Genomic DNA, 13018 nt, shown 5'->3' with positions numbered 1-13018 from the left:
GCGTGCAATATGACATTGATAGATTAATAGCTCGTTTGACCTAAACATTAATAGGTGAGCGCACAACATTTGTGTGACTCTCAAAGACCAAACCTCATCGGCATCTTGCCCATCAAAGCTAAGAGTTGAAACATGAACTGGAACCGCTACTACGCTTTATTTATTGTCAGTCTCGTATTGACCTTTTCGACTCGGGCCAACGTTGATTCGCCTCAGATCAAGTTGCGAATATTAGAAACTACAGATATCCATATGCATTTGACCGATTATGATTACTACCGTGATCAGCAAAGCAACGCTGTGGGGCTCTCTCGTGTGGCACCGCTAATTCATCAAGCCCGCAGCGAGGTTAAAAATTCGGTATTGGTCGACAACGGAGATTTAATTCAAGGCTCGCCACTGGGCGACTATATCGCTTATCAACAGGGGCTTTCGCCGGGTCAAACTCATGCTGCGTATCGAGCGATGAATCCACTCAATTACGATGTGGGCAACTTGGGCAACCATGAGTTCAATTTTGGACTTCCCTTTCTAGACCAAGCCTTATCAGGTGCCAACTTCCCTTATATCTCAGCGAATGTGTATTTAGATGACGGAGATGACAACCCAAACAACGATGAACACTACCTCTCTCCCTACATAATTCAACCAAAGACCGTCATCGACACTCAAGGTAAAGAACACACTCTGAATATTGGCTATATCGGCTTTACTCCGCCTCAAATTACATTGTGGGATATGGATCATTTACGCGGCAAAGTCATTGCCAAAGACATTGTCGAAACGGCCAAACGATTGGTGCCAGAAATGAAACTAAAGGGGGCTGATATCGTTATTGCGATTCCCCACAGCGGTTTATATGACACGCCGCGAGAAGGCATGGATGAGAACGCCACATATTACTTAGCTCAAGTCCCCAGCATCAATGCCATTATGTTTGGTCATTCACACCGCGTATTTCCTGGCGATCCAACCATTGCCAAGTATGCCGGTGTCGACAGCGACAAAGGCACAGTATTCGGAGTAGCAAGCGTAATGCCGGGCTATTGGGGCAGTCATTTAGGAATAATCGATTTAACCTTATCGAAGGCAAAACAAGGCTGGCAAGTGACTCAAAGTCAATCTTCTGTCAGAGCGATTGCCAAACGCGTCAATGGTGAGAGTGTGGCGTTAGTAGAAGCCGATCAACACATCAATGCTGCAATCGCCCAAGAACATGAAGCGACTCTGATCTATATGCGCCAAAAAGTAGGAAGTACGCCGATTCGTATTCACAGCTATTTTGCCTTGGTACAAGACGATCCTTCGATTCAACTCGTTAACAATGCCCAGCGCTTATATGCTCAGCGCGCTGTGCGCGGTACCGAATTTCACGCGTTGCCGGTACTTTCTGCGGCAGCACCATTTAAATCAGGTGGCCGAAGTGGGGCTGACTATTACACTGATATTCCTGTTGGCGATATTGCCCTTATCAACCTCAAAGACCTTTACGTCTACCCCAACGACTTAAAAGTCGTGAAAGTAACAGGTGCCCAAGTGCTGGAATGGTTGGAGCGATCAGCCGGACAATTCAATCAAATTGACCCCACTCAAGGTACTCTACAGCCACTGATTAATCGCGATTTTGCATCTTATAATTTTGATGTGATTGATGGCATTGAGTATCAAATTGATGTGACGCAACCCAGCCGTTACAACCTCGATGGAAAACTCGTCGATGCCAGCGCACATCGAATTGTAAACCCTACATTCAACGGTCAATCCTTACCATTAACACACGAGTTTTTAGTGGCTACAAACAACTATCGAGCAGCAGGTGGGGGGCATTTCCCAAATTTAGACGGCTCCAACATAGTCATTCATGCGCCTGATAAAAATCGAGATGTCGTTGGCGCTTATTTAACTGCCCCAGAGTTCAATCCCAAAGCCGATGGAAACTGGAGTTTCGCGAATACATTCGGCAAAGCCAAAGTCATTTATCAAACATCGTCGATTGCTAAATCCATTGCTCCAGAGTCACTGCAGCCGCATGGCAAAGAGGTGAATAAACTGTCTGAATTTATCCTCAATGTGAACTGAGTTTGCTCATGGCGCGTTTCAAAATAAACGATAAGCGCGTACCATATAGGCTCACTAGGAATGGAAATAATGGACTATGCGGGCAATCTTTTCACCTATATATGCCATTGTATTGCTGAGTTTTTTATGGATTAACCCCACTGCAACCGCATCGACCACAGAGGCGCTGCCCAACTCGCAACAGACGGTCATTTTGATTCATGGTTTAGGCCGAAGTGGCAAAGCGATGTGGTTGCTCGAATCACGCCTATCACGCGCAGGTTACTCGGTGATCACTCTGGACTACTCATCCCTTCGGGCTGAGCCAGACGATATCATTGAGTCTGTCGTTGAGCAGCTCGACGAATGTTGCAAGCACGCTTCAACCGTTCATTTTATAGGCCATTCCTTGGGCGGCTTGGTGATCCGTGCCTATTTAGCACAACCAGAAAGCCAAAAGTTGAATGAAAAACTAGGCCGCGTTGTCATGATGGGAACCCCCAATTCAGGCACCCAAATCGTCAATCACTTTCAACATTACGCTTGGTTCCATTGGCTGGGGCCAGCAACGTTGTCATTAAGCACAGATCCAACAAGCTTTCCTAATCGTCTTGCCACACCATCGTTCCAAGCCGGAATTATCGCGGGTACGAACGGCTGGCTAGCGAGTAATGCAATATTTAACGAGCCAAATGACGGACTAGTGGCCGTAGCAGAAACGCATTTGCCCAACATGGCTGATTTCATTGCGTTGGATGTTAGCCATTCAATGATGCGTTATAACAAGGAAGTCGCTTCACAAACCCTATATTTCCTCGAACATGGCCGCTTTTACCACCAATAATCAAGCTGTCATATTGACTTAAAAAATACTTCATTAAAAACCTCGTCCCCCTCCTGAATCATTTCGCCTCTACCTGTATGCCGTCAGCAAACGGTACACCCTATCGCCTAACCTGAGATCAGGTTAATTATTTGGAAAGGAACTACGAATGTTTTTTCAAATGAGTCGAAAACTTGCTTCGTGTGCAGCAACTGCTGCGATGTATGCGCTGTTAGCAATGAGTCCCGCAAGTGCTGGAGTTTATGAAGACTTCAGACCCATTTACAAACTCCGGTCTGACTTACAGTGCTGGCCCACAGCTCCTAACCAAGGCAGCAATAGTGGCCAATGCTTGAGCCGCTCTAACTTTCAATCTCAACAACCCCCAGTTTATGTTGAAGAATATCAAGAGGTTGTGAATGGGAAAAGTCATCAATTGATTACATACTGGGCCTATTACGGTAATCAAAATGGTTGCGCGTCCGTTGATAATGGCCATGACGATGATTGGGAAGCAATGACCTTGCACCTCGTCGACCAAGCACTCTTTCATATCACCTACTGGCAACACAATGGACGCTACACACGCAAAGCGTCAGACGTTGAGCTCGACGGCACACATCCAGTGGTCTACGTTGGGAAATATTCGCATGGAAACTACCATGATCAACGCTCTCGTTCGAGCGCCGATGGCTGGACGTTTCTCACCGGCGGCTATTGCTACTACTGGAAAGATCCGCGAGGCCCAGGAGAAACATGGGCGAACGGCGTTGCTCCCCTCAACGATATCGGTCAAGGCTCTATATTCCCGGGCTCTACCAATCCTTTAAATCGCGATCTTCGTCCACATGAACGAGGCGTATGCCGGACTGATGGCGGTAAAGTCATTGGCGGCATTATCGATGGTACCGAGAATACTTGTCAAAGAAACCCAAGTTATTTGAAAGATGAGAACCTGACACTTCAAGACATGCTGTATTTAGATATTTACTAACGAGTCATGCCCATCAGTGTAATAAGCTCAGTGAACACCGTAACGGAGGATGGTGTTCACTGTTGAACTACTTATCCAATCGAGAGCCTATCACTTGAGCCGGGTTGCCACCCACAATGGCGTAGTCTGGTACATTTCTAGTGACTACAGCTCCCATTCCGACCACAGCATGATCGCCAATGTTCACACCATCGGTAATGCACACCGACGCACCAATCCAAACATCTTGGCCAATGCAAATACCTTGGCTACTGACCGGTTGTTCCCACACGGGAGTATCCAGAGAAATACCATGATTAAACGCATAAATTTTGACCGAATTCGCAATACGCGTCCGATCACCAATACGAATACCCGCACGGCCTCCATCTAAGCTACAGCCATGATTAATACTAACTTCACGACCCATCTTTATAGGGCCATGAATAAAGCAATCAGCCGCGATGGCGCATCGTTCATCAATCGATATTTGGCGACCCGGCTCAGCAAATATACGCGCCGACTCAGCAACAAAGCAGCGCTCTGCAATGGTGACGGTTTCGAGTGCCTGCAAACGTGTTTGAATGGTGTCTTGCCACGGTTGCGCCCACACTAACTGCTTTGGTTTGAGCGTGTAAAACAGCCACGGCATGTAATTCAGGCGTTGCTTGTGCTGCTCAATATAATCATCTGCTGTTGGGGTAAATGTGTGCGATTGACTCATGCGGTTCCGTTCATCATATTTCAGGCAATAAAAAGGCGGGCCTGTTGGCTCGCCTATTGAGTGTACCTGATACTGCGTTTAGGTCATTACGCCTCGCGCAAAATACGTAACATGCGGCGCAATGGCTCTGCTGCGCCCCATAACAACTGATCACCCACAGTAAATGCGTTTAGGTACTCACCGCCCATGTTCATTTTACGCAAGCGTCCCACAGGTACATGCAACTGACCGGTTACCGCTGCAGGCGTCAACTCTTGCAAGGTTACGTCGCGGTCATTCGGCACAACCTTCACCCAATCGTTGGCATTGGCAATAATTGATTCAATTTCAACCATTGGAATGTCTTTTTTGAGCTTGATGGTCAAGGCTTGAGAATGACAACGCATCGCTCCAATACGAACACAAGTACCATCCACAGGAATCAAATCGTCGCCTGTACGCAAGATCTTGTTGGTTTCAACCTGCGCTTTCCACTCTTCTTTGCTTTGACCATTTTCAAGTTGCACATCAATCCAAGGCAACAAACTACCCGCAAGCGGCGCGCCAAATTGGTCTGTTGGCAATTCATCACCACGAATAAAGTCTGCCACTTGTCGGTCAATATCGAGAATCGCAGAGGCCGGATCGGCAAGTTTATCGGCTACGTTGTGTTCAATGGCACCCATTTGAGAAATGAGCTCGCGCATATTTTTTGCGCCTGCGCCTGATGCAGCTTGATAGGTCATTGCTGAAACCCATTCCACTAAGCCGGCATTAAACAAGCCGCCAATCGCCATCAGCATCAAACTCACGGTACAGTTACCACCAATATAGTTTTTAACGCCTTGGCTTAAGCCATCACGGATGACTTGGTCATTCACAGGATCAAGCACAATGATGGCTTCATCGTCCATGCGCAGGCTCGATGCCGCATCAATCCAATATCCCTGCCAGCCCGCTGCGCGTAAGTCAGCGAAAACAGCTTTGGTGTAGTCGCCACCTTGGCAAGAAACAATCGCATCCAGTGATTTCAATTCAGTAATGTCGTGGGCATCTTTTAAAGCAGGGATATCCTTTCCAATTGAAGGGCCCTGACCACCTACATTTGAGGTCGTGAAGAAAATAGGTTCGATATCAGCAAAATCATTTTCTACCAACATACGTTCCATCAAAACGGAACCCACCATGCCACGCCAACCAACAAAACCTACTTTCATAACAACGTCTCGATCTTTGGATATTATCTCTAGGCTGCTGATTGTCATCAAACAAGAGGCCTGTGTAAAGCTAGATTATGAATAAGGATATAAAAAATGAATAAATATTGATTTAAAAACCATTAAAAGCCAATTTAATAGATTATTAAGCACAAAAAATGACTAATTATGCGCATCAAAATTTTAACAGGTTAATCTCAAAAAGGAAGGAATGGTCATTTCATTGGGCAACATTATTTAGGATCCGTACTGCCATCTTTAGTCGAGCTTTGATGCAACCACGCTCTTGCTTCGTGTTCCGATAAAAAATAGGCTCGCTCTACATCAGGTAGGTGCTCCCAGCACCGCTCTATGATAAAGCGCGCAAGCGGCAAATTGTCGGCAGCCACATAGGCAATACGGTGAATACCCAGCGCATACATGCCGTCGTGCATCCCTTTTATTTCATGGTGCGCACTGGCCGTAGTCAGCCCCCAACAGCGCATATCGCAATATGCCTTCGAGAGACGGGAGTCTAAGTGCTCTCGTACGACTTTTTGTGCAGCCTTACGAAGCGCTAAAATACCTTCTGAATTAAAGCTATCGCTGAGCACTAATTCAATTTGATCTGGCTTAAAAGTGATCGTCCACTGACCATGTTCCGAAACAGACAATGACATAAAATATTAGAGATCCAATGGGTGTGTTATCAAGTATTAGCACATATTGTCGGTTCTCGATGAGAGTCAATCGTCACAAAACACTAGCTTTTGCCGCAACGGAGTCTGTTATCATTAGATACCACCCTGATTTTTAAACACCGGTGGCCAATCATTACGCAGACCAACACCGACTGAATCACGAGACAACCATCTGATGTTCCGATTTTTTGAACGCCTCATCGAACCATTTCCCGAGCAAAATGAATTGCAGCCGCCTAAAGGGTTGTGGGCTTTTTGTCGTTTTTACAGTCGAGGTTCCACCAAATATTTGATTGCGATGAGCGTTGTTACCGCCTTAATTGCAATCATTGAGGCAAGCTTGTTTGGCATGATGGGCGAACTGGTTGATTGGTTGTCGGAATCAAATCCTGCAACCTTCTGGGATGAACATGGCAGCTTTCTTATCGGCTTAGGGATTGTGATTGCCATTGGTATTCCCATACTGGACGGTTTGGGGTCACTACTCACACACCAAACGCTGTTGGGTAATTTCCCCATGCGTATTCGCTGGTTGGCCCATCAACACTTGTTAAATCAAAGCGTTGAGTTTTATCAAAATGACTTGGCCGGTAGGCTTTCCACAAAAGTCATGCAAACAGCCTTGGCCGTACGCGAAAGTGTCATGAAGCTACTCAATGTACTGCTATATGTGGCTGTGTATTTTATTTCTGTTGTGGGCCTGTTAGCCGTCGCTGATCCACGTTTGGCTATGCCGTTACTGGTATGGTTGGCTGCCTATGTTTTAGTACTTCGATTCTTTTTACCTCGGCTCAAGAAGATATCTCAACAACAAGCCGATGCTCGTGCCAACATGACCGGCGCAATTGTCGATAGCTACACCAATATCACCACCTTAAAATTATTTTCTCATGCCAATCGCGAATCATCTTATGCGCGCAACACCATGAGCCGATTTTTAAACACAGTGCATCCGCAAATGCGTATGGTGACCTTACTCGACTTAGCCGTATCTGTGATTAACTACATCTTGCTCACAGTAGTGGCTGGCGTAGCCATATACCTTTGGAGCCAAGGCGAGATCACACCCGGTGCGATTGCTGTCGCACTTGGATTATCTTTGCGTTTAAACGGCATGTCTGTGTGGATCATGTGGGAAGTGAGCTCATTGTTTGAAAACATTGGGACAGTGCAAGATGGCATGAATACGCTCTCGCAACCGCATACCATTGTCGATACCGATGACGCCACTGAACTCACCACACCTCAAGGCAAAATCGAATTCAAAGATTTGAAGTTTAGTTATGGCGACAAAATAATTTTCGACAACCTCAACTTCACCATTCAACCGGGCGAAAAAATTGGCCTTGTGGGCCGCTCAGGGGCTGGAAAATCCACACTCGTCAACCTATTACTTAGGTTTTATGATGCTGACTCGGGTGCCATCTCAATTGATGGACACAAGATTTCAGAAGTCACGCAAGATAGCCTCAGAAGCAACATTGGTATGGTCACACAAGACACTTCTTTGTTGCATCGTCCGGTGCGCGAAAACATCTTGTTCGGGCGCCCTGATGCCAGCGACGACGAACTCTATGATGCGGCTAAAAAAGCTGAAGCTCATCAGTTCATTCAAGACTTGTCGGATGCCAAAGGTCAGGTGGGTTACAACGCCATGGTGGGAGAGCGCGGCGTAAAACTATCCGGCGGTCAACGCCAACGGATTGCGATAGCCCGCGTATTACTAAAAGACGCCCCTATTCTAGTATTAGACGAAGCAACCTCGGCATTAGATTCTGAAGTAGAAATGGCCATACAACGTAGCTTAGATCAGTTGATGGAAGGTAAAACCGTCATCGCGATTGCTCATCGATTATCGACTATTGCTGCCCTCGATCGTCTTATCGTGCTCGACGAAGGCCGGATCATAGAGCAGGGTAGCCACCAGCAATTACTAGAGAAAAAAGGCGTGTATGCGCGACTATGGCAACATCAGTCAGGTGGTTTTTTAGGCGTTGAGTAAGCAACAATAAAAAGCGAGTTCAAACCTCTCACTCGCTGTTCATTCAATTCACTTAGTGTGCGTGAGTATGGGGGGGCTTAGGTATTGCTGGTTTCGTTGAAGAAGGCTTTAATTCAACCAAATGCCGCACTGCGTGCTGGGTGAATATAAGCGCTTCTTTGCTGCCACCTATCGCAATATCAACCGTATTGATTTGATGTTTGAATTCGCCAAACAGCAACCGGTTTGCCACCCAAAACTTCGAGAGTGATTCAACCGGCCCAGTATACTCTTGGTAAACCCACACAAAATGGTCATCAAACTCCGCTCCCACCCATTCAAGCACAATGGGCGTACCGTCGGGAGAAGTCATTGCAAACCGCTCAGTCCAATACTCGCGAATCCAGACTAGATCGCTGGTTTCATTCGATAACTCATGAAATTCGGACAATTCACGACTGACAACCGTATTGAGATCATCAATGAATACTTTATGAATGATCTCAACATGGTCTGAGTTTGGGTTTGAAGCGATGGTTGTTCGGATCGCATTGTAGGTATGAGCCGATGCAACACTGCTCATACAACTGCTTACGCATGCAAACCAAACAACCAGACACCATTTCAACATTTATTGTTTAACCTTTGTCTTTGGTTCTTCAACAGGCTCTAGTTCGGCCTGAGACTCTTTCATCAAGTTTGGTTTTGGCTCTGACTTAAACAACTCAAGACGCGAGGGAATAATACGACGCGGGTAGTGGTTGTTCGACAGGTCTACATCTGCCGTTTGCCAGTGCGGATCAACCGTCACTTGTACCAATTTTTTATCACGCCATAAAAGTTTAGATGTGCTCTTTGGATTCGCGCGCCATATTTCGGCTGGAATATGCACAATTTCAGAACTTTCATCGGCATAGTCGAGCTGCAAAATAATAGGCATGACCAAGCCCCCTAAGTTGCTGAAGTCCAATACATAGAAGTATCCTCCGGTTTCACGGATTTCAGCTTCCCAGTCTTCAAACTCGGCTTTCATGGCATTGTATTCATTAACGTCTGTATGGGTGACTGTGAACGCATCATTTTCATTATAAAAATCTTTGAGTTCAGGGTATTGATCGACTCGACGTTCCATCCCTTTATTGCGAACCACTGTCATTGATTCAGGCTCAGCATTTTTTTGCTCACGGGCAAAGGGTTGCTCGATAGCAGGAATTAAAGAATCAGGAGACATTACACGGACACTATCAATGCTGATATCCACATGATCGACACTGTAGAACCAACCGCGCCAAAACCAGTCCAAATCTACCGCCGAGGCATCTTCGATGGTTCTGAAAAAGTCTGCAGGCATGGGACGCTTAAACTTCCACCGCTTACCATATTCGCGAAACGCATAGTCAAATAGCTCGCGACCCATGATGGTTTCACGCAAAATATTCAGTGCCGTTGCCGGTTTACCGTAAGCGTTGTTACCGAACTGCAAAATACTCTCGGAGTTGGTCATAATCGGCACCTGATTCGGTGACGCCATATAATCCACAATTTTTCGAGGTTCACCGCGACGACTTGGGTAATTTTCTTCCCACGCTTGTTCTGCTAAAAATTGCAGATAGGTATTTAAACCTTCATCCATCCACGTCCATTGACGCTCATCTGAATTCACAATCATCGGGAAGTAGATGTGCCCAATTTCGTGGATAATAACCGAAATAAGTCCGTACTTGTTGCGTTCTGAATAAGTGCGCTTGGTGCGATCTTGCTCATCGATTTCAGGACGAGGACCGTTAAAGGTAATCATCGGGTATTCCATACCGCCCACTGGACCATTCACCGATATCGCGACAGGGTAGGGATACTCAAAGGCGTACTTATTGTATTGCTCAATGGTGTGAACAATGGACTGAGTGGAATACATAGGCCAAATAGGAACCCCTTCTTCGGGGTAGTACGACATAGCCAACACGTCGTTGTCACCACTTTTAACGATCATCGCATCCCACAGGAACTTACGCGATGAAGCCCATGCAAAATCACGCACATTTTCTGCTTCAAAGACCCATGTTTTACGCGCTGACGATTTTTCGCGTTCATTGGCAAGCGCTTCAGCTTCGGTCACAATCATCACAGGTGTTTTTGCGCCATGAGCTTGTTGAAGCCGATCTTGCTGGGCTTTTGACAACACATCGTCTGGGTTTTGCAGCGTACCTGTGGAGGCCACGATATGATCGGCAGGTACATCAATTTCTACGCGATAGTCACCAAATTCCAGTGCAAATTCTCCACGCCCTAAGAATTGCTTGTTTTGCCAGCCGTTGACGTCATCATAAACCGCCATCCGAGGAAACCACTGGGCAATTTCATATAAATAGTTATCGTCGCGTTCAAAATATTCGTAGCCGCCTCGGCCGCCATGCTTTTTGGCTTCAACAATATTATGAGACCAAGCAATACTCACTTGAGTTTGGTCACCCGTGCCAAGCGGCGTGGGTAAATCGATTCGCATCATGGTTTTATTGATGATGTAAGTCAGAGCGTGTCCATTCCCATCCTTCACATGTTCAATGACATATCCACCCTCAAATTGCTGACGCGCTACACGTCCGCGAAAATCTTTGAGATCCATGTGATCGCCGGAATCAAACGGCTTATTGGCATAACCGGTCACTCCAGGCATCGCCAGGTTGTAATCTGAATTAGGCTTGAACCGATTTTGATCAAGCTGCACCCAAACATAATCCAGAGTATCTGGACTATTATTGGTGTAGGTGATGAGCTCTTGAGCTTGAATTCGCTGCTGTTCATCGTCCAACTTCACTTGAATGTGATAGTCGGCTTGCTGTTGCCAATACTCATGTCCCGGAGCTCCCGAACCAATACGATAGGTATTGGGCGTTGGCAATAATTCTTCGAGCTGTCTGAATTTATCTTCAGGAGGGTGTTTGGGCCATGACTCGGCATGCGACAAAATAGATAAGGGTGCAAGGAGAACGCACAATATATATAACAGGTACTTCTTCACAAAAATGATCCTCGGCAAAACAGCATTGATGTCCAACAATACACTGAGGCCAGCGCACCGTCACATTTTGCATACAATATTCAAAGGAAAATATTACAGGTTCATCGGTTTTGTGTCAGCTTTATTACTTAGATGACTCGGTAGTCATATAACAATGTACAAAAAGTTAAGGTGAAGGGCTTTTACTACATGCCAACTAAAGAGTTTGATTTAAAACGACATGACGATGTGTTCACACATATGTCCGACTGCATCATCGCTATTGATTCGTCCAGTACCATAGTGTTTGCCAACAATGCTGCAGGACGAATGTTTGGATATGAGCCTTCAGATTTAGTCAGTAAAAATATTAAACAATTGATGCCTCTTTCGATTGCTGAGCATCATGATCAATTTGTCAGTGGGTTTGGCTCGCGCCCTAGCTCTATCATTGGCCAACAACGGCAGGTCATGGCCAAACGTCAAAATGGTCAGTTATTTCCCATAGAACTGGCGGTTAGCCGACATACGCATGAAGACAATACAGTTTTCGTGGGATTAATTCGCGATATCACTATTCGTGATCAAGCCGAATCTCAATCACGCGAGCGACTACACATGCTCGAAATGGCAGAGCAGATGGCCGGCATTGGTTACTGGAGCATGAACTTACTCGAAAACACCGTATTTTGGTCATTAGAAGTATATAAAATTCATGGTGTTGACCCCACCACGTTCGAACCCACACTCGACAATGCAGTCGCCTATTACCACCCCGATGACCAACATAAAGTGCGTCACTATGTGGATGCTGCAATTGCCGAGTGCGGCAGTTTTGAATTTGAATTACGCATTGTTTCCGGTCGTCGATCTCAAAACGTTCGGCACGTGCGATGCAAAGGGCACGTAGAGATCAATTCAGCCGGTCAACCGGCTACCTTATTTGGTGTCATTCAAGATATTAGTGAGTTCAAAAATATCCAACAACGTCTCGAAACACGCAACGAAATGCTGCAAAAAACAGCACATAGGTTAAGACAAGAAGCAAATACAGATAAATTGACTGGACTACCGAACCGACGTTCATTCTTCCATGAAATGAACAGCGTGATAGCTGCATCAAAACTAATGGACGGCGGTATTGGTATGCTCATGATTGATATCGACCACTTCAAAAGCGTGAATGACTTACATGGCCATGATACGGGTGACAAAGTATTAGTTCATATCTCTGATTTGCTGAAACTCAACACTCGTGGCTTGGACATGGTCGCTCGTTTAGGCGGTGAAGAATTCGTGGTGTTGTTACCCAACTCGAAATTTCACCATATTGCGCCCATCGCACAGCGGTATCGGCGTACGGTTGAAGAAGAGCGGTCTATGCACCTCCCACCTGTGACTATTAGTGTGGGCTCTACCTTCATCAGCTTGGACGAGCTTAAGCGGTTCAATGCTATCCCCAGTCATGAGCTGACCGAGATGCTGTTGAAACAAGCCGATCAGGCACTGTATAAAGCCAAACACTGTGGCCGCAATCAAGTTCAACACACGGATCTAGCTTTTTAAATAGAAACGGCCCCGAAAG

Annotated in this window: 10 protein-coding genes; 5 read left to right on the top strand and 5 right to left on the bottom strand. The window is 46.1% G+C overall.

All coding sequences use genetic code 11. The features are described from left to right. Positions 1-132 precede the first annotated feature (132 nt). From NAF29_RS00425 to NAF29_RS00415, 3 genes are all read left to right on the top strand, one after another. Positions 133-2079, top strand: a complete 1947-nt coding sequence (locus NAF29_RS00425; protein WP_251259453.1) for a bifunctional 2',3'-cyclic-nucleotide 2'-phosphodiesterase/3'-nucleotidase — start codon at positions 133-135, stop codon at positions 2077-2079. Positions 2080-2155: 76 nt separating this feature from the next. Then, positions 2156-2902: an esterase/lipase family protein gene (locus NAF29_RS00420; RefSeq protein WP_251259452.1), complete on the top strand. Its 747-nt coding sequence runs from the start codon at positions 2156-2158 to the stop codon at positions 2900-2902. A gap of 148 nt (positions 2903-3050) precedes the next feature. Continuing rightward, positions 3051-3875: an NPP1 family protein gene (locus NAF29_RS00415; RefSeq protein ID WP_251259451.1), complete on the top strand. Its 825-nt coding sequence runs from the start codon at positions 3051-3053 to the stop codon at positions 3873-3875. Between the two features lie 67 nt (positions 3876-3942). Here NAF29_RS00415 and NAF29_RS00410 read toward each other — a convergent pair whose 3' ends face one another. From NAF29_RS00410 to NAF29_RS00400, 3 genes are all read right to left on the bottom strand, one after another. After that, positions 3943-4578 (bottom strand): acyltransferase, encoded by a 636-nt coding sequence (locus tag NAF29_RS00410; protein WP_251259450.1) that lies wholly within the window; start codon positions 4576-4578, stop codon positions 3943-3945. Between the two features lie 86 nt (positions 4579-4664). Further along, positions 4665-5774, bottom strand: coding sequence for an aspartate-semialdehyde dehydrogenase (gene asd, locus NAF29_RS00405; protein ID WP_251259449.1), 1110 nt, complete (start codon positions 5772-5774; stop codon positions 4665-4667). A gap of 233 nt (positions 5775-6007) precedes the next feature. Further along, the gene (locus NAF29_RS00400; RefSeq protein WP_251259448.1) at positions 6008-6433 is read right to left on the bottom strand and encodes a hypothetical protein; all 426 of its coding nucleotides are present in this window, start codon (positions 6431-6433) and stop codon (positions 6008-6010) included. 196 nt (positions 6434-6629) lie between these two features. On the opposite strand from NAF29_RS00400, the gene NAF29_RS00395 reads away from it, so the two are divergent. Then, positions 6630-8456 carry an ABC transporter ATP-binding protein gene (locus NAF29_RS00395; protein WP_251259447.1) on the top strand — a complete coding sequence of 609 codons (1827 nt, stop codon included), beginning with the start codon at positions 6630-6632 and terminating at the stop codon, positions 8454-8456. Between the two features lie 52 nt (positions 8457-8508). Here NAF29_RS00395 and NAF29_RS00390 read toward each other — a convergent pair whose 3' ends face one another. Together NAF29_RS00390 and NAF29_RS00385 are read right to left on the bottom strand one after the other, a co-directional pair. After that, positions 8509-9018: a DUF6702 family protein gene (locus NAF29_RS00390; protein ID WP_251259446.1), complete on the bottom strand. Its 510-nt coding sequence runs from the start codon at positions 9016-9018 to the stop codon at positions 8509-8511. A 48-nt stretch (positions 9019-9066) separates the two neighbouring features. After that, positions 9067-11463, bottom strand: coding sequence for a M1 family metallopeptidase (locus NAF29_RS00385; RefSeq protein ID WP_432763222.1), 2397 nt, complete (start codon positions 11461-11463; stop codon positions 9067-9069). A gap of 180 nt (positions 11464-11643) precedes the next feature. Between NAF29_RS00385 and NAF29_RS00380 the strand changes: the two genes are divergently transcribed. Continuing rightward, the gene (locus NAF29_RS00380) at positions 11644-12999 is read left to right on the top strand and encodes a sensor domain-containing diguanylate cyclase (RefSeq protein ID WP_251259444.1); all 1356 of its coding nucleotides are present in this window, start codon (positions 11644-11646) and stop codon (positions 12997-12999) included. The last annotated feature ends 19 nt before the right edge of the window (positions 13000-13018 follow it).

The sequence above is a fragment of the Echinimonas agarilytica genome (assembly GCF_023703465.1).
Lineage (GTDB): Bacteria > Pseudomonadota > Gammaproteobacteria > Enterobacterales > Neiellaceae > Echinimonas > Echinimonas agarilytica.
Note: the sequence above shows the minus strand (reverse complement) of the source record. Positions and strands in the feature narration are given on the sequence as shown.